Origin of the sequence: Bacillus cereus group sp. BceL220 (assembly GCF_051776965.1) — a bacterium.
GTDB lineage: Bacteria > Bacillota > Bacilli > Bacillales > Bacillaceae_G > Bacillus_A > Bacillus_A cereus.
Map to the genome: position 1 here is coordinate 126,356 of NZ_JBPWBC010000012.1, position 17,775 is coordinate 144,130.

The window sequence follows — 17,775 nt, forward strand, 5'->3', positions numbered from 1 at the left end:
GTAGTGGAAAAAATCAACAATCTATTCTAAAGAAAACAAAAAACTAATTTTCACTTAATATGTATAAGTTCACTTATTTTTATATCCTAAAATCCAATATCGTAATATTGTTTAGGCATCCATCCAGAACCTTTAATAGAAGATGCATAATCAAAAATTGTTTTTAAAAAACCCGCTCTTATCTTACTATTTTTTCCTGTTTTCATGATAATTGTTTCTTTAAGAGGATGGTTACTTTCAATTAGATATTCATTCCGTTTATTTAGCCGTTCTAACAGAGATTCCTGCGGTACTCTAGCAAATTTACCATTATGTTCGCCCCTATTACATTCTTGACAAGTTAATACTAGATTCCATACACCATTCAAATCCATGTCTTCAGCTGATAAATATTGCACAGAGAGCGGTATAAAATGATCTACATCGCAGGTATTTTGTTGACCACTTTGAATAGAAATACTTCTATAACAATAAAAACATTTTCCTTTTTGATACCCATTTAATGGTTTTCTTACAGAGGTTAAATTTACACGTTCATGAGAGTGTAAATACCTTTCTGGGGTAACTGACTTCAAAAAAAAGAACTGTTCAAGCTCGCTATCAAATCTAACTTCTAACTTTGGATTTCTTTCCGTCCAAGCACTTTCAACTAAGTTCCATCTACCCTCGATTTCATTGAACAAATTCGCTCGTTGTTCACTTTCATTTAAGATATAGATATTATCAGTTAATGTAATACCTAACGTTTTACCCTGAACAGACTTTTCATAAAATAATGTATTAAGCTCCCCATTCGGAATATTATGGAAAGCATCTATTACATTATTAAATCCAACTCTTTCTGTAACCTGTAATAGTTGTTCCCATGTAATTTTCTGTTCATTGTACAATTCTAACGCATTAATAAACTTGGATGACGCACTAGTAATTTGCCTTTTTCCATTTCCTATATGCTCTAGCATATGCTTAGCAAATATGGGTGACAACTCCTCAAGACTTATAAAACTCTTATCACAATTCCCTAGCTCTAATAGTGTCTTTGCAAAAGCAAACTTATAAGTAGCTACATTTCTACCAAATAAGTAAACTGATCGAAAGTTAGATTCTAATGACTGGTCATTCTCAAGAAAATTATTCATACAATTACCCCTTATAATTATTAGTCTTCTACATCAATAAGATAAATAGCCTTCTCAAAACCACCTCGTTTTTCTTTTTTCTTCTGACGAATACCCTCTAACTCTTCAAAATCTACACCATAAGCCCCTAATGATGCATGAATTAATTCCAAAATATCCGCAAGTTCTTCAACCGCTTCTTTTTTTTCAACAGCTTCCTTAAATTCATGTGCTTCCTCAATCATTTTTTCTTTTATTTCTACTAGTAGCTCATCAGGTGTAAGTATTCTTGCGTTGTAGTTTAAACCCTCAGCTTTGATAATTTCTAAAATAGTATCTCTTACTAATTTGTTATAGATAGGCATGTTTACTCTCCCTTGTATATATTAATTCTTTAAAGTAATCGTATCACGATAATTACCTTATCAACCATATAACATGTTAAAAATTTAATTAATCTAAACTTCTGTTTTTTGATTTTTTATAATAAAATTCAAATATAATAAATAATAGATATATAGACACATCTTTACTGCAATATTGATTTACAATATGAAGAAAAGCAAGGAATAAATATTATTTATTCCTTGCTTTTCTTCTCAATGATTTATTATTAAATTTGTTAACTCTTTTGATTTGTCCTATTAATTTTAAGGTTTTTTCTTGATTATCTATCAGGTTATTATTGACATTATCCATTTTTAACAATGCTTTTTTTTGATTATATTCCATACTATCCAACTTATTTTCTAATCGGTGTAATTTATTTTCTAATCTTTTTAGTTTCTCCTCATATTCTACTTTTATACTATTATTATGTTCCTGTAAATCCTCTATAACTTGCTTTTGAGAACCTTTACTTGATGCCCCTTGCATATATGTAATTATTACAGTTACAGATATAGAAGTTATTATTGATACTATCCCTGCACTCGCCGAATCAAGAAACGGCATAGAAATTACAGCAATTGTATATACGCTAAAAAATAGCATCATCCTTACTTGATCTTTTCTAGTAGTATTTTGAATTGCTTTAATACTTCTAAATCCTTGTTTAACAATCCAAGTGATTACAATTAAAAACCCTATTACTAATATAGCACTAAAATCGATCTCACCATTTTTTGTAAGGAATAATGTTCTAAAAAAATTTTTCACTACATGGTATAAGTTTTCCAAAATACCCTATCTCCTTTATATAAATATGTAAGATCTCTTCCTTAAATATTATTTCAAGTCTCCTAAAATTAAGAAAACCATGTCACTATACGACTATATAATTATTTCTCCAAATAATCTCACCCGTTTTTATATCATCCAGTCTTTTTTTACTTAATAAATATTTTTAGATAATTTATTGTTTGCTCGTCCTATTACTTAGATGCTCCCATGTTACTATCCAGACTAGCTAATCCATTGTTTTTATCTTCATGTAAATAGCTACTTTCTATTTCCTAGTTTAACGATTATCTTCCCTCTCTTTGATATATAAATCTAATAAATTTGAAAGATAATACAATCCTTGAACTTTTTTTCTAAAAACCTTTTCATCTTTATTGAAGCAGACGGACATCGAAACAAATATTACGAATACTATAAAAATACCAAAAATTTGATTGAAATCTAATATCCCTTTCATCATAAGTGTCAAAATTCCTAATCCAAATGCAAGTTTTGAAGTATATAGTTGTGTCGCTTTTACTTGTTCTGCTTTTGATTTAATAAAAGCATTTAATAACTTTAAATCTTCTATCTCCATATTTTCAATGCCAAGGTTTGTTACTTGCACTTTATGCTTAATTAGTAACCTTTCAATTTCTAATTTTAATTCTCTTTTTGAAATTCCACTGTAAAAATAATCACTTCTTTTCATATTTCCCTCTCATTTTGCAAAAAATAAAATAGTATAAATTAATTATAATTACATTATATACAAAAAATAAAATTTTTTAATATATAAATATTATTATTAGTTAAAAATTTATATGTGATGATATAATCTCTAGACTCAAGTACCTCTAACTACTTTACACATAAGTCAAAATTTATTATAAGAGTTTTTTCTATTAATATTAATCACCCTTAGTACTTACAATGTATAAATCAAGTAAAATTACCCGGTAGTAGCTTTTAGTATTAGAAGTAAGAATACTTCACTATTGCTCATTAAAGGTCCAAGCAAATGTTTAACGGTTTAACTAGTCATTAATGTGCCCCAGAATTCCAAGTTAATATTTTTATTGATACAAGATATAAATCGTCCCCAGTAATTTGTAAATATCCCTATAGCTTCTAAAATTAATGCTTCATTAGTCAAATCACGGTTCATATTAATCTTCTTACTATGTTTTCTTCCCCCAAAAGTATTTATACGCATCAATACTTCATCAGGATATATCTCAATATGCATCCATTCATTTTTATCAGTATCTCGATTTCCAAATTCTAAAGTCTCCTTTAGTTCTTGATACCCATTGTTCTTATAGGAATAAAGATTAACAATGTAATACTGATTGGATACATTACCATTATTTTCACTCTTTTCAAAATCATACTTAACAACATTTAGTAATTATAATATAATAGAGAAGTTTTTTGCATTTAAAAGATGCTTTTTTCATTATATTTAAAATCCCCCTTTATAAAAGAACATACGCCCTTTTATGAAGAGGCAATCACAGTGTATGACTATTCAATCCTAACCAATAAAATCATCTTATGTGTAGTTCTATGAAGTTTTTACGCTTCAGTAAGTTGCATCAAAATGGGATTAGACCCTATGCATACAAAATTAGCAGTAGTCGGTGATGTAAATAGAAGCGGTTCAATCGTTCTAGCCGCAACTCCCCCCTTAAAAGCATGGGGTTTAAAGAAGAATGTATGGTTTGGTATTTAAGAATGTAAATGAGACCGCATTTGGCACTATGGAACATTATCTCTTATATTTTTCATTCCTACTGCTACTTATGTTATTTCTAAATTAATATGGTCATAATTAAAAAAGAGGGTGCTCGCAGCTCCCTCTTTTTTTAGATAATTAAATATGCTCTCCATGATCCATAAACACTTCAATAGTTTCATTTTGTGATACGTCTTTTACATTAGTAAGACCAAAAGTAAAAACAGCGGATAACATCATCATTAATAAGATTGCTTTTTTCATTTTAGCGCCCTTCTTTCTATACTCTTTTTGTCTGCATCTAAAGCGATGTGTAAATACTTGCTGGCTTTTTCGTGATTTTCTGAACCATAGAATATATTACCTAAAAGATAAGCATATTCTTTTACCCAATCATATAATTCTTCTTTTTCAAAATACGAAATACCTTCCATGACCACCTTTTCTAATTCTTCTTGTGGTGCATTGTTATGTACTGCTTTTAAAATTTGAAAATGATGACGATAACATAAGTCACTAATCTTATAGCCATTCTCAATATATTCATTAGCATTATGATTATGACCTAACTTAAAATGTTCTCTTGCTAAAAGAAACATCGTTTTAGCGTTGTTTTCTAGTGATTCCTCTAAATGCTTAATTGCTAACTCTGACATGTTTTGACTTGCATATAAAAGTCCTAAATTGTGCTTTACACGTTTAGTAAGACTTTCGTCATTAGATTTTTGGAAAGTACCCAATGCTGAAAGTAAATATTCTTCTGCACTTTCGAAATCACTTAAGCGAGTGTGTGCCATCCCTAAAGTATTCAAACAAGCAGCAGTTTTTAATTCATACCCTGGATTAATTGAAAATACTTCATTTGCCTTCGTAGCAAATTGAACTGCTAGGATTGGTTTCAATATGTGATAGTAATGAACTGCAAGCCAATAATTAAATTCAGCTTTTTCGATTTCATCATGCATGTACTCTAAATACTTTTCAGCTTCTTCAAATTGCATTCTTGCTTCACTATGGTTTGCTGTATTAGTAGCATAAATTGCTTTAAATAAATGATGATAGTACTCTAAAAATGTTTCTGTAGGCTCTTGTAATGGCTCAATTTTATCCAAAATATCCTTTGAACTATCCATATCACGAATTAGCAGATTATACCGTGCATTCAATAAAGCATAGTAGACTAATATTGTTTGGTCTTCCTTAATATTATTGATTTTATCTGCAATCTCTTCTTTTATTTTATTAGACTGTAATACACGTTGTGAAATTATAGCTTGATACCAGTCGTTTAATAATTTTGTGATTTCTTCTTTAGAAATAATTTCAACATTCATATACGCTACCCCCTTTTATTAAAGGTTACCATAACATACTTGTTTATATAAATGATTTTCCGAATATTAAAACTTGATAAAATTTTTAGAACACTTATATTAAACAATGTTAATTTCAGATTTATTGAACTACCCCCACTTTAAATAATTATCTGTTAATCTTACCAATCCAATTAGTACAACAGTTAACACGATACACAGGGAAGATTTAATTGAATAGAAAATATATTTTGAATAACTTCCCTTAAAATTAGTATCAGTATCCCTCATTCCCTCGTCTACCGATTTTAATATCCATATTTCTTTAAGTACACGTATATATGATTTGATTTTATACGAAAAACCATGAATTATTAAAAATTTAGTTTCAAATAGAAGACGTAGACCATAGGAGTTGATGTTTCTTAATCCAGAATACATTACTGGGTCTTTTTTTATTAGTACAAGATATAAATCGTCAGTTTGAATTATATAGTTGAGAAGGAATGCTTAATAAAGAAGGAGGATCATAATGAAATATCAAACCTTACTTCCCTTATTAAAAAAATCGCTTTTTATCTTTATACTTTCTTTCAGTATGTTAATTTTCACACTCCCTACCTCTACCTTTGCAGAATCCAATAACAATGAAATTTCTGGTGCAAATTACTATGTATCTTCAACAGGGAGCGACCTCAATCCCGGTTCATTAGATCACCCTTTCGCTACCATTCAAAAAGCTGCTAATGTCGCAAAAGAAGGAAGTACAATCTACATAAGAGGCGGAGTTTATAACCAAAAAGTTCGTGTCGCTCATTCTGGTACCTCAGGCGCACCCATTACTTTTCAAAATTATCAAGATGAAAAAGTCATTCTCGATGGTTCTAAAGTCAAGTTAGAAGATGATGGGTTATTTACAATAGAAGACAAAAACTATATTCAAGTAATAGGATTAGAATTTCGCAATTTAAAATCAACGAAAGTTAACGAAACCCCTATTGGTATTTATATCACTGGAACAGGAAGTTACATTGATATTAGAAATAATTATATCCACCACATTGAAGCGAATGTAAAGAATGGAAATGCACATGGCATTGCTGTATACGGTACTTCATCTAGTGCTCAAAATAATTTAAATCATATTGTCATCGATTATAACGAAGTAGCAAATTTGAAGTTAGGACTGAGTGAAGCAATTGCTGTGAATGGGAATGTAGATTCCTTTGAAGTTACCAATAACAAAGTACATGATAACAACAACATTGGAATTGTTCTGATTGGACATGAAGAAGTATCTCCAGTAGCTTCTTTAGATCAGGCACGAAATGGAGTTGTTCGTAATAACATTGTCCATCACAATTCATCCATCAATAATACTAGTTATAATGAATATTCAGCTGATGGTATTTACGTGGATGGCGGGAAGGAAATTATCATTGAGCAAAATCAAAGCTATGAAAACGACCTCGGTATTGAAGTAGCTAGCGAACATGCAGGAAAAAGCGCAAGCCAAATTACCGTTAGAGAGAATACGCTATCCAATAATATTATGAGTGGCATTGCAATTGGTGGATATGATAGTCAGCAAGGATATGCGGAAAATAACACGATTACAAACAATGTGATTTATAAAAATGATACAAAAGATCAAGAGAGTGGCCAAATCGAATTAAATTACGATACCCGGAACAATGTAATTACCAATAACCAAATCTATGCGAGTAATAGCCGTATTTTTATTAGCAATAATTTTAATAAAAACACTGGAAACAAACTCGATTACAATCATTACTATGGTGAATTCGATCAAACTAATGGCTTATGGCAATGGAAAAGAAAAACGTATAAAGGATTTATATCTTATCAGGCAGGTATGAATCAAGAAGGAAATGAACAACATAGTGTATTTAACAAATTATCCCCTTCGTTCTAACAAATTTTAAAATAAAACAAATCTACTAAAACAACATTACCTTAGCTCACTTCATCTCCCCTCTCCTATAAAAGTGAAAGTAAAATTAAAAGTTGTAGTTTCAATTAAAACTACAACTTTTCCGTACATATATAAAATTGAAAATATATACATGTATTTATTCCAAAAATGAAAAGTGTTTTGGGAGCGTATTATATCACAAATGATGTAGAAAAAAATCATCTTCTCAAATCCATATAGCTACGAATGATTCTTATTCATTAAACTTAATTAATAGGTATATACTTCTTAAACCCCTTACTTATAGTTCCATTATAACCATTTTTATCGAAAAATTTATGTGCTTCTGTTCTAGTTGCACTACTTAATAAGATAATTCTTGTAGATTCCCTTGCAATTGACATCTGCTCTACATGCTCCAATAATTTCCTCCCTATTCCTTTGCCTCGAAAATCTTCATTTACAACCACATACTCTAAAACGGTATATGGTCTAAATTGATATCCAGGATCCAAACAAAAAGTCATAAAAATACTTCCTATAACGTTACAATTTTCCTCATAAACAAACAAAAAATTATTAGAATCCTTTCTTATTTGCTCAATTCTTTCTGGTAAAATCTTAATGTTTTTACTATGGGGTGCTAATTTCTTATATAGATTTCCAATTACATTACTGTCCTTTGGCTCAGCTTCACGAATCATATAATCACCTATCTTTCTAATAATATTGACGTATCAACAGTTTAAACTATTTTTAAGGATACGCCTTCTGACTCTATCGCATCCTAAAATGATATTATTTAACTTTTCGGATAATTAGAGGGTAAAAAAGAAGAGAACATGAAGCAGATAGAACTTGGGAACGCGAACTAAATTATTTAAAACTTTTGCACGAAGTAATTTCTTTATACAATTAGTATTCTAGGAAATTGCAACTAAAGAAGTTGCTGTTTCTTTTATTCCCCTAAAAACTGAATCGCTTTGCGATACTTCTCCAATCGTTTTAGGTCTTTATCTGTTATCCTAGCAAGTCTTGAGCGATCAGAATTATGTTTTAAGTCTGCAAGTTTAACTGTACGGGCAAGAGAATTTTCTTTCACTCTGCTCAGATACTCAAAATAAGGCGTGTATTTCTCTTTTGTCAGTACCTGCACCGCCTCAACTACGTTATGGGGTATACCAGCACTTAATAAATCATTAGCGGTTATCTCAGTATCTTCCAGAACGTCATGCAAATAAGCAGTAGCTTTCTCTTCGGCCGTATTTACAAAGCTAGCAACTGCCTCAGGGTGTTTGATATAATCCACACCCGCTTTATCTACTTGTCCAGCATGGGCTTTTTTGGCTATCTCATGAGCTATTTTTATATAATTAGGTAACATCGCAAAAGCTCCCTTTCTTTAAACAAAATCTCCCCCTTTAGCAAGCTATTCTAAAAGTGAAGGAGGAAAATATTGATATAATCCCTTAGCAAATCATTGGAGTTCATCTTAAAACAAAAAATTTATAAAAATTTCCATCCTCTCTGTATATTTCTACAAAAAGAATAGCGTTTTTTGGTTATACGGATACAATTTTATTTTAATTTGTATTACGCCCTTTTCTCTTACGGGTATTTACTATATTAATGAAGAAAGTTAGTCCGAAGATAAGGAATAAAAATGGGTGTACCCATGTTCTAAAATTAACAAGACTTATAATAAGCATTATAATGCAAAGGATACAACCTATAATATCAATGCTAAAAGATAACTTCCCCTTTATTTTTTCATTTATAACTATTCCCTTCCAGATGTCACCTTTAATTTATAATTCTCAATATAATAATAACATACGTTTCGATTTTTAACTTTTTTACATTTAATTACTTTTTTAGTTCTTGTGCAACAAATACCCGGATTGTGTGCACCAGGGTAGCAAGATAGTAATAACCCCTGAAATTAAACTTAAATCTGAACAGATTGAAGAATCCACTACAAAAAATCTAACGAAGCAAAAATAAACAAAATATAAATTTGAATTATATTTCTCAACAACCAAAATTACTTAATGTGGTAAAAAATAATCAGGTTGGCAAATACCATATTACGATGGTTCCAGTCGCAGGAAGGCACCTTTGGGTGTCTTTTCTTTTGTTTGAAACATATTCTGGCAAAATACCTGTATCTTTGTTAATTTACGACTCGCATAAACCAACAAACTTCGTATATATAATTTGTTACCCTAGATGGGTTGACAATATGAACAGTTATAGGAGGATTTTGCGAATGGTCAAAACAGCTTGTGTAAGTATTATTACAGGAATTCTTTTAATATGTTCAACAGGATGTGCCACTCAAACTAATTCTATTACAACTAAAACTCAATCAATAGATGATGGCACATATACAACAAAAGAGATCAAAGACGCATTTCCTGTAGGAACACCCATAACTACTTACATTCAAAAAGAAGAAAAACTGAACGTAAAACATCTCACCAATATTTCACTTACAGATGGTGGCGTCGGTAGAGTTCTGGAAGCAACAGATGGTTTTGTTGTCGTATGTGGGGATGAAAAAGGAATTTTTGATGTATTAATATTTAAAACTATGGAAGATGTAAAGAAATATGAACAGAGTTTAAAGCGATAATTAATATCCTTCTTATGCCTTTTACACAAACATTGTCCTCTAGCTCTTGTTATAACTCTATGTACAGTATAATTGCATCATGAATACACACACGTTATAATAGTCACCTAATTACATATTAAGAGGTGCAGAAAATGAATAAAACAGAATTAACAAAAGTAGTAGCAGAAAAAGCTGAACTTACACAAAAAGATGCTGCAGCAGCAACACAAGCGTTATTAGATACAGTAACAAATGCGCTAGCAAATGAAGAGAAAGTACAGATTCTTGGTTTTGGTACATTTGAAGTACGTGAAAGATCTGCACGTACAGGACGTAACCCACAAACAGGTGAAGAAATGCAAATCGCGGCTTCAAAAGCACCTGCTTTTAAAGCTGGAAAAGAATTAAAAGAGGCAGTGAAATAATTACACATATTGAAAAGGGTTCTGATATGAATATCAGAACCCTTTTCAATAGCCTTTTTGTTCATAAAAAAGTATCATCCAATACAACATATATAAATACGAAAAAAACACTTTAATTCCAATCTATTGCTTAGTGCACCCTTTCGTTTATGACTATTTTTAATTCAAAAATAAGTTGTGGCTAAAGTGCCAAACAATAGTACTTTTTGTGTAATTCTTTTAGTGTTCGAGCCATTATATCCTTCTGTACCGCCACCAAGACTATATTATCCGCTCCTTATGAAAATGAGTCAATTTTGTCAAGCTACAAAAAAAGAGGACGCAAAAGCTCATTTTTTTTACAGCTTAATATTCAATTCTAGTTAAATTAGTTAAAGTGTTAATGAATTTTATTCAAAAATTGACAGTAAAAATATTAAATACGCAACACTTTTACATTACTCTCCCAATAACACGTCGACACCATTCTAATAGAAACAATTACTACTTTTAAACACCTTACATTAAAACTCATAACATTAAATTTTAATACTTACTAAGTTCTGTTGTAATAACTTTATCCATTCCATTAAGTATCTCCGATTTTCTAGTATCTTCCAAAAAAATCCCTGGTCGGATTAACTCATCTAATCTCGAAACCATGAGTTTGCTATTTTCTTTTTGGATAAAACGTTTTATATTAACCTTATCTTTTTTAGGTAACAAACTACATATATTTTTGAATTGGTTTTCTGTTTGAACATCCCAGAAGTAAATACCAATACCTTTTTCTATAAACGATTGAATTTTATCTGTAATTACTTTATATAAAGAACTTTTGAATTTTATATTATTAGAATTTCTAACTCTAGTATTTCTAATAACAAATAGAAGGATGAACATATCTTCTAGGTTTCTTACTTTTTTGGAGTGAATTTCTTTAATTAAATCCTCTTTTAATAAAGGGTTAACCATTAATTTCGCTAAAAATATGTAATATTTATTTCTTTTATTATATAAAAAATAATTCACTAACAATTCTGCTTGGATAGAAGGTTTTAAATCACTTAAAATTTTATGTACAAATTCTATTTCCTTAGATACAATGGTACGATGTTCCCTTGTAGAATTATTTTCGTTATCACTTATCCGTTTAATTGGGGATAATATTACAAATAGTCCTATACTACGTCTTAAGGCACTATTTTCATCTTTTAATAAAGTAACGATCAACCTTTCAGTTGGTTCAAAACGACAGAAACTATTAGTGTAATTCAGTAACAATAAATTTGTTTTGTCTTTTAATAATAGATTTTCAAATTTATCTAAATTATTTTCCTGTAATATTGACGCTGCAGATATTAATTCTTTAAAAGTCCAATGTTTTGGTCCAGGGGATCTAAATATAAATTCATAATTGTTATCAGTATCTTCTATGTCCCATTCACTTTCAATTTTAAATGAATCAGATTTACCGTTTAAAAATTGAATTAATCCTCCATAAAGAAGATTAATCATACCATATTGTTTGAGATAAAAATTTATTTCTTCTGTACAATCCAAATTTCTTCTAAGTAAAGCGAGAACAATTATTAATGTAGCTTTATTTTTATCTTTATCTTTTAATGTCGATAATCTTATAGACTTATTTAAATCACACAATACCCTTTTCGGTTTTCTCCCATTAAAGATTCTGTTAAGTTTATCTTGAACGTCAGAATCCCGTTTTCTCCAATTATTAACAATAACATTTAAAAGTTCTTGAATTTTTACATTATCCATATAATTCACCACTCTAACTAAACATTACAGCTTCCTATAATATTTGCTTCATTTATATAATCGGTCAGTTCTGTTAAAACCTTTTTTGCTGCTGAATGATTTAACATGTTAATACAGAAAAAATTATTATCAATTGAATTTAATGAGGTCCCAATTGTTAAACCTGAATAATCTTCATCCTTCTTACCTAGTATAAATCTATCATGTATCGGAGAACTTATTTGAATAAAATTCATGTTTAACATATTATTATTCATTATCTCTTTCAATACAGTATCTTCTTCAACTGCTCCTTTAATTGTATTAGAGTCATAAGCATTATCTGTATTTTTGCAGAAAAAAACAATATTTACAGCATTCGAATAGGTACATTCATTAATAATTCTAAGCCAATCTAAACTTTTATTAAATCTGGACTTATCAGTGAAATACGGATCAAAAATCCATATTTCATCCTGAGGTTGCTGAATATATTCTGAAATAATCTTAATGGATTTCTGAGTCTCCCCTGGTTTAATAAATGTAATATTTTCTTTTTCTTGTTCATCTAAAAGCTTTTTCCTCATTTGATAATTTGATTCAGAAAATAGCTCCTCCAACTCATCTATTGCTGTCCCAATTGTAGACTCTTCTGTAACAGTAGTATTTTTTAATTCAAAAAAATCATCTAATTGATTTAATTTAACTTTTTTAGGTCTATCTAGAAGACTAATATTTAAATGCAGTCTTTTTAAAAATGCGACATCGTATTGAAAGTACACTAAACAATTATCTATATAAACTTCAATATCCAAAGAGCTCCAATCTACATTAGGATTAACCTCTAATTCTGTATTGTTAGTATCCAACAATTTCACTTCAGTTGAAACTATCGCATTCTTATTTTTAAATTTTATAATTACTGTGGAGTTTTTTTCTATTTCACTTATTTTTATTCCATTAGTCTCATTCCCTTTCATCTTAATATACGTATGTTCATATAGTATGGTATCACCATATAAAATAGGATTATAATTTAGATCAAGCCCCGTAAATTTCTTTATAAAAGTATTAATTCTAAGCACATCTTTTAATGAAATTTTAAAATCAAATTTATCATCATATGTTTCTATAATTTTATTAGGTTTTATATTGGAAATATATCTTGTCATAAAAGCACAAGCACGGTCTGAATAAGGATTTAACTTATGTTTTGGACTTAAAAGTCCTTTTTCTATAAATAAAACATCATTATAGTTATTTAGAAAATCATCACTGACAATAGATTCTTTAAAAATCAGATTATATCGTCCTATTTTTTCCTTAGTAAAAAGCTTCCTATCCGGGTTAATTTGATTATCTAATCCTTTATGTAATATAGTTATAATTACCTCGCCAGCAAAAATCACTTGATTTAATATCAATTAATATAACCTCCTATAAAATACTTTAACTAAGACTTTTGTACCAACTTTAAAATATTTTTTTAAAATACAATTTCTCTTTTAATTAAAAATAAATCTATTATATCCTTTTAACTATATTACTTACTAACTAATTGTATTTTTCACCCTTCAAAAAGGATTTTATTGTAAATAATATAATATTCATGTTTTGATGACTTAAAAAGGTCTGCTTCCTTTTACAGGCTTTTTATCAATAAAGTGTATGAAATACTATATTTAGTTGTAATATACTTTCATTTTATGGTATACATTGTAAGGTTTCAATAATAAAAATGCACTTTAGGGTAATTAAAATAAGAGTCCTCCTAATTGTAGGAGGACTCTTATTTTAAAATATATAAATTATTATTTTCAACTCATACAACAGAGTTATTCTATTAATAAGGATTTTACGAATAATAAAAAGTTTTTACACTAACTCTCCCTTATTTTGTAGAAAAGCATAAAAATAGATGCATTTTATATAAATGTGCTTCGGTTATATAATTAACGCTTAAAATGCTATCTTTTAAATTACTACATATAAATAGATTTAATTCTATCATGCAGTATCAAGATGTTTAACAATTTCTCAACACTAATCACACTATCAAAACAGATTAAAAACCCTAAATATTATAACTGTTCATTTTTATTTTCTCCTCTTCTATGCTTTTAGGAATGTCAGTAAAACATACAGAAATATTTCTTTCCCCAATAACTTTATTGGCATACGGTATAAGTTTATGCGTTTTAGCTTTATTTTCCAAACTACGTTTTTTTCCATTATTACCATGAGGGAGAAAACGATCGAAATAAATTTTTTCTTGTTCATTATCTTTGGTAGTAGGATACGAATATGAACAAACTCTTCTGTCTAAATTTTTTTCACTAGCTATTGTTGGTATAGCATTATGTAAAGCTTTAAAAAAATCTTTTGTGCTAAAAGGCCCATGTTTTGAATAGTTAATTTCCAAAAAAATACACAGTTCTCGATATAAATCGTCTGTGGGTTTTATTAATGGTAATTCAAACGACTCAAATTCCCCTATAAATTTATGCTCAAGCGGTAATTCTATATACTCCCTAGTCCCACTTTTAAATAATCCAAGAATATATTTTTCTTCTGAATTTTCATCGAACTTTTTCTTATTCAAATCTATGTAATCATATTTAAAGATTCCACATATTTGCAAATCATTTTTATATTGAATACCATTTATAACTTGATAATCAATGTTATGATTTGACATAGAACGTGATAATGAAAAGAGTCGTGTTAATTTTATTGTATTTCCCATGTTGCATCTCCTTTAAATATTAATATATTAATATTTCCACATAATAATTATACCAGAAAAAAGAAAATTGAGACTTTTATCTGTATGATATAAAGACTAAGTTAATAGGCTTCCTATCATTCATTTACTCAAAAGATTTCAAGAATCAAGTTAATAATGTTCCATAGAATTATTTTAAAAAGGAGCGAGTTATTATTATAACGCCTTTTTCATTCTATCTTCATAGTAAACTTATGACTTAATACTTTCATCTATAAAACCTTTAATTTGGTAATATGCCCCATAACCAATTTGCGCAGCTTTAAGTAACTGATTAACACTAGTAAAATAATTCCCATATAGACTAATTGCTCTTTCTACACATCTTTTATAATATTGCTCAAATGTTTCTAAAACTGTTGAAACATTTTGTACTGTTTTCGGATATTTCTCACGGTATATCCCATATAAAGACTGTTTATTTAATAGTTTTAGTGCAATTGATGTCTCTGTTATTCTAACTGGCTTTTCTATGTTATTATCCCAATCTATTATTAACTGCTGAATATCTTTTAATAGTTGTTCATCCTGAACCGACCAATCCACTCTATTTTTATAACCTGTCGGCAATACGAGAGGCATGTTTTCTTCAAACCACACTCTGTCATTCTTTATTAACCAACGATACGCTACTGCTTGGACTTACTCCCTGCCCAAAATCACTATAATGCCAACAATTGAAAAAGTAGTTGATTAAATACTGATTATCTAATAAAAGAAACATTGCCCTAATTAGAGCAATGTTTCTTTTCCTCATTTGACATTAGAAATTGAAATGGATGAGAACAAATTTGGATCGCTATTCTCAAAAGCTAATGTGAATGAAGGGATTAGTTCATGTATTCTTTCTTGCATTGGTTTCTTATCTACTTCTCCAAGTTCATTCAAAAGCTCATTCTCTTCTGAAGACTCATCTTCATTGATTAACATCCTTAACACATCTGAGTTAATGATTTCATGTGGCGAATAAACTAGCCCATTCATCATTATATATTTTTGGAGCATGGATGAATTACCCTCATTTGCTTGCTTTACAGCTTGTTTAAGGTATAAATCAAAATATTTCTGTGCAAATTTCACACCTTTTAGTGGAACAACTCCTACATGTTCAACACCTTTCCAACGTAAATCCGCAATTGAACTCAGCCACCATGCCGGCTCAATAGCCTGTTGCATACGTTGCAGCACCTTGCGTTCGAATCCAGGTTTATGAGTAGAATGTTCTTTTAAACAAGCATCTAACATTTCAGCTTCAATGGCAGCTACGGTCATCCCCTGTCCATAAATGGGATCAAAGTTACAAAAAGCATCACCTAACACTAATAATCCAGATGGCCAATTTTCCATTTGTTCAAAATGTTGACGAATTGACTCCTGCGCTCTAAATCCTCTTGGGACACTAATTGGTTCTAACTCTTTAATTAACTCCCTCATCATAGGGGTAACTAAAGAATCCAGTTCTTTTTCATATTCTTTTGAATGGGTTGGTGGATAGTGTGTACCTCCAGCAACAAATAGTAGCGCTTGAGCTATATTATCTTCAATATACAATAACCCTACAGCACCAACGTTTTTAGCAGGATCTCCTTCAGAAATTGCACTCAATTTCTCTTTGATATATGAAGGTACTTTATAATATCTCGTGCTATATCCAAAATTCACCTTTAAACGTTCTGGTTCTGGAACTTCATATCCCATAGATGTAAGCCATTTATTGAGTTTCGATTGACGACCACATGTGTCAACTACCAGATCGGTTAACACAGTTCGCTTTGTTTTTAATTCGTCTCGTTCTTGAATATTAATTCCAATAACACGCTTGTGATCAGACGAAGCTAAAAGGCCTGTTACCGCTTGCTTTGAATAAAAATGTACATTAGGAATTTCTTGCACACGTTGGCGGATTGTCCATTCTAACAATGCTCGACTGCTCGCTGCACCTTTTCGTTCTATAACTAGTTCCAGTGCCCCATACGGAGAAAATCGAATCATTTTATCATTCTTGACATTATGAGCCCCTAGATTTAATAAATCATCAACATATCCAGGAAAGAAACGGTTCATAATTATTTCTCCGCGTGGTAATACACGATGAGGATGAAAGTCTTGGGGTGTACCTGGACGTTCAGATGGTTTTTGAGTTAACTCATCTTTTTCAACAACTATCACTGTCTCAAAATAACTGGAAAGCACGCGTGCAGTAAGTAAGCCTGCAATACCAGCTCCAATCACAAGTGCCTTTTCTCTTTTTTGCTGTTGATATAGTAATTGACTATCCATCAATAATCTCTCCTCTTTCTAAAAAGTATGTTTGTTCAGCATGAATCTATTAAAACTTTTTCAAAAATCAGAATAAACAAATGATGATTCTTCATTATTTTAGTAAGGAGCCCGTTGATATAATAGTTCATATAGGGAAATAAAAACAGATACATTTTAAAATACTACAATCCCCCCTATTACAAGTGAGAAATAATTAACGTGACTAGTAGAATTGTAGTATCTGATAGCACTGGTCTTGAATAGTTTGTTTTTTCGGTTATCAATGTGTCAGTAAACCCAGCACATTTATCGTTATACTTTCAAACTCAGTTCTCTTAAAATATATATGTTTATATTTTTTAGATATACGATTTTAAATCCTTCTGAAAACCTAATAGACAAATGCTAGTATCATTCCATTACAGAATTCACCCTAAAATAGTAATCTGTTAAAAAACTCACTTTAACGAACAGGTACCTTAATTAGATAACTTTATTATCTCTGCAAAGGTATTACAATTTTAAATACGTTTTTCAATCCTTTGAATTTAGCAAAACAATTCATTTAAATAATAAGATTTCATTGCATGATAGGATACCTAAAGCCCTATTGGGATTTTCCTACAATATTCATCTTATAAAAATCAAGGTGGTTCAAATCAAAGAAAGTACACTCAAAT

At 29.8% G+C, this 17,775-nt stretch carries 16 protein-coding genes and 1 pseudogene; 4 read left to right on the plus strand and 13 right to left on the minus strand.

Annotation, left to right across the window (positions count from 1 at the left end; genetic code table 11):
- Window positions 1-86: 86 nt before the first annotated feature.
- From ACS2FK_RS24245 to ACS2FK_RS24260, 4 genes are all read right to left on the minus strand, one after another.
- Window positions 87-1,139: an HNH endonuclease domain-containing protein gene (locus tag ACS2FK_RS24245; protein ID WP_063549787.1), complete on the minus strand. Its 1,053-nt coding sequence runs from the start codon at window positions 1,137-1,139 to the stop codon at window positions 87-89.
- Window positions 1,140-1,159: 20 nt separating this feature from the next.
- The gene (locus tag ACS2FK_RS24250; RefSeq protein ID WP_063549785.1) at window positions 1,160-1,483 is read right to left on the minus strand and encodes a nucleoside triphosphate pyrophosphohydrolase; all 324 of its coding nucleotides are present in this window, start codon (window positions 1,481-1,483) and stop codon (window positions 1,160-1,162) included.
- A gap of 211 nt (window positions 1,484-1,694) precedes the next feature.
- Window positions 1,695-2,297 carry a hypothetical protein gene (locus ACS2FK_RS24255; protein ID WP_063549783.1) on the minus strand — a complete coding sequence of 201 codons (603 nt, stop codon included), beginning with the start codon at window positions 2,295-2,297 and terminating at the stop codon, window positions 1,695-1,697.
- 280 nt (window positions 2,298-2,577) lie between these two features.
- The gene (locus ACS2FK_RS24260) at window positions 2,578-2,991 is read right to left on the minus strand and encodes a hypothetical protein (protein ID WP_063549781.1); all 414 of its coding nucleotides are present in this window, start codon (window positions 2,989-2,991) and stop codon (window positions 2,578-2,580) included.
- An 807-nt stretch (window positions 2,992-3,798) separates the two neighbouring features.
- Between ACS2FK_RS24260 and ACS2FK_RS24265 the strand changes: the two are divergent.
- Window positions 3,799-3,993: pseudogene (locus ACS2FK_RS24265) on the plus strand (DNA repair protein); the annotation flags it as partial.
- 162 nt (window positions 3,994-4,155) lie between these two features.
- On the opposite strand, the gene ACS2FK_RS24270 reads toward ACS2FK_RS24265, so the two are convergent.
- Window positions 4,156-4,281, minus strand: a complete 126-nt coding sequence (locus ACS2FK_RS24270) for a hypothetical protein (RefSeq protein WP_000709205.1) — start codon at window positions 4,279-4,281, stop codon at window positions 4,156-4,158.
- Window positions 4,278-5,351 carry a Rap family tetratricopeptide repeat protein gene (locus ACS2FK_RS24275; RefSeq protein WP_063549777.1) on the minus strand — a complete coding sequence of 358 codons (1,074 nt, stop codon included), beginning with the start codon at window positions 5,349-5,351 and terminating at the stop codon, window positions 4,278-4,280. The genes ACS2FK_RS24270 and ACS2FK_RS24275 overlap by 4 nt, the downstream gene beginning before the upstream one ends.
- A 511-nt stretch (window positions 5,352-5,862) precedes the next feature.
- On the opposite strand from ACS2FK_RS24275, the gene ACS2FK_RS24280 reads away from it, so the two are divergent.
- Complete coding sequence (locus ACS2FK_RS24280; protein ID WP_063549775.1) at window positions 5,863-7,266, plus strand: right-handed parallel beta-helix repeat-containing protein; 1,404 nt, start codon at window positions 5,863-5,865, stop codon at window positions 7,264-7,266.
- Window positions 7,267-7,532: 266 nt separating this feature from the next.
- Here the strand turns inward: ACS2FK_RS24280 and ACS2FK_RS24285 are convergent, their stop codons facing one another.
- Both ACS2FK_RS24285 and ACS2FK_RS24290 read right to left on the minus strand, forming a co-directional pair.
- Window positions 7,533-7,970, minus strand: coding sequence for a GNAT family N-acetyltransferase (locus ACS2FK_RS24285; protein WP_016090543.1), 438 nt, complete (start codon window positions 7,968-7,970; stop codon window positions 7,533-7,535).
- 254 nt (window positions 7,971-8,224) lie between these two features.
- The gene (locus tag ACS2FK_RS24290; protein ID WP_063549773.1) at window positions 8,225-8,650 is read right to left on the minus strand and encodes an HD domain-containing protein; all 426 of its coding nucleotides are present in this window, start codon (window positions 8,648-8,650) and stop codon (window positions 8,225-8,227) included.
- 885 nt (window positions 8,651-9,535) lie between these two features.
- Here ACS2FK_RS24290 and ACS2FK_RS24295 point away from each other — a divergent pair.
- Together ACS2FK_RS24295 and ACS2FK_RS24300 are read left to right on the plus strand one after the other, a co-directional pair.
- Window positions 9,536-9,901 (plus strand): hypothetical protein, encoded by a 366-nt coding sequence (locus tag ACS2FK_RS24295; protein WP_063549771.1) that lies wholly within the window; start codon window positions 9,536-9,538, stop codon window positions 9,899-9,901.
- Between the two features lie 134 nt (window positions 9,902-10,035).
- Window positions 10,036-10,308, plus strand: a complete 273-nt coding sequence (locus tag ACS2FK_RS24300; protein WP_063549769.1) for an HU family DNA-binding protein — start codon at window positions 10,036-10,038, stop codon at window positions 10,306-10,308.
- Window positions 10,309-10,833: 525 nt separating this feature from the next.
- On the opposite strand, the gene ACS2FK_RS24305 is transcribed toward ACS2FK_RS24300, so the two are convergent.
- The 5 genes from ACS2FK_RS24305 to ACS2FK_RS24325 form a co-directional block, all read right to left on the minus strand.
- Window positions 10,834-12,069 carry a hypothetical protein gene (locus ACS2FK_RS24305; protein ID WP_063549767.1) on the minus strand — a complete coding sequence of 412 codons (1,236 nt, stop codon included), beginning with the start codon at window positions 12,067-12,069 and terminating at the stop codon, window positions 10,834-10,836.
- Window positions 12,070-12,086: 17 nt separating this feature from the next.
- Complete coding sequence (locus ACS2FK_RS24310) at window positions 12,087-13,472, minus strand: hypothetical protein (RefSeq protein ID WP_063549765.1); 1,386 nt, start codon at window positions 13,470-13,472, stop codon at window positions 12,087-12,089.
- Between the two features lie 650 nt (window positions 13,473-14,122).
- Window positions 14,123-14,794 (minus strand): DUF6037 family protein, encoded by a 672-nt coding sequence (locus ACS2FK_RS24315; protein ID WP_063549763.1) that lies wholly within the window; start codon window positions 14,792-14,794, stop codon window positions 14,123-14,125.
- Between the two features lie 231 nt (window positions 14,795-15,025).
- Window positions 15,026-15,433, minus strand: coding sequence for a hypothetical protein (locus tag ACS2FK_RS24320; protein WP_063549761.1), 408 nt, complete (start codon window positions 15,431-15,433; stop codon window positions 15,026-15,028).
- Between the two features lie 153 nt (window positions 15,434-15,586).
- Complete coding sequence (locus ACS2FK_RS24325; protein ID WP_063549759.1) at window positions 15,587-17,113, minus strand: FAD-dependent oxidoreductase; 1,527 nt, start codon at window positions 17,111-17,113, stop codon at window positions 15,587-15,589.
- Between the last annotated feature and the right edge of the window lie 662 nt (window positions 17,114-17,775).

What these genes read in the sequence shown, in the direction of transcription:
- ACS2FK_RS24245 (WP_063549787.1), bottom strand. Translation starts at nt 1,139, where the DNA reads ATGAATAATTTTCTTGAGAATGACCAGTCATTAGAATCTAACTTTCGA.
- ACS2FK_RS24250 (WP_063549785.1), bottom strand. Translation starts at nt 1,483, where the DNA reads ATGCCTATCTATAACAAATTAGTAAGAGATACTATTTTAGAAATTATC.
- ACS2FK_RS24260 (WP_063549781.1), bottom strand. Translation starts at nt 2,991, where the DNA reads ATGAAAAGAAGTGATTATTTTTACAGTGGAATTTCAAAAAGAGAATTA.
- ACS2FK_RS24270 (WP_000709205.1), bottom strand. Translation starts at nt 4,281, where the DNA reads ATGAAAAAAGCAATCTTATTAATGATGATGTTATCCGCTGTTTTTACT.
- ACS2FK_RS24275 (WP_063549777.1), bottom strand. Translation starts at nt 5,351, where the DNA reads ATGAATGTTGAAATTATTTCTAAAGAAGAAATCACAAAATTATTAAAC.
- ACS2FK_RS24280 (WP_063549775.1), top strand. Translation starts at nt 5,863, where the DNA reads ATGAAATATCAAACCTTACTTCCCTTATTAAAAAAATCGCTTTTTATC.
- ACS2FK_RS24285 (WP_016090543.1), bottom strand. Translation starts at nt 7,970, where the DNA reads ATGATTCGTGAAGCTGAGCCAAAGGACAGTAATGTAATTGGAAATCTA.
- ACS2FK_RS24290 (WP_063549773.1), bottom strand. Translation starts at nt 8,650, where the DNA reads ATGTTACCTAATTATATAAAAATAGCTCATGAGATAGCCAAAAAAGCC.
- ACS2FK_RS24295 (WP_063549771.1), top strand. Translation starts at nt 9,536, where the DNA reads ATGGTCAAAACAGCTTGTGTAAGTATTATTACAGGAATTCTTTTAATA.
- ACS2FK_RS24300 (WP_063549769.1), top strand. Translation starts at nt 10,036, where the DNA reads ATGAATAAAACAGAATTAACAAAAGTAGTAGCAGAAAAAGCTGAACTT.
- ACS2FK_RS24305 (WP_063549767.1), bottom strand. Translation starts at nt 12,069, where the DNA reads ATGGATAATGTAAAAATTCAAGAACTTTTAAATGTTATTGTTAATAAT.
- ACS2FK_RS24315 (WP_063549763.1), bottom strand. Translation starts at nt 14,794, where the DNA reads ATGGGAAATACAATAAAATTAACACGACTCTTTTCATTATCACGTTCT.
- ACS2FK_RS24325 (WP_063549759.1), bottom strand. Translation starts at nt 17,113, where the DNA reads ATGGATAGTCAATTACTATATCAACAGCAAAAAAGAGAAAAGGCACTT.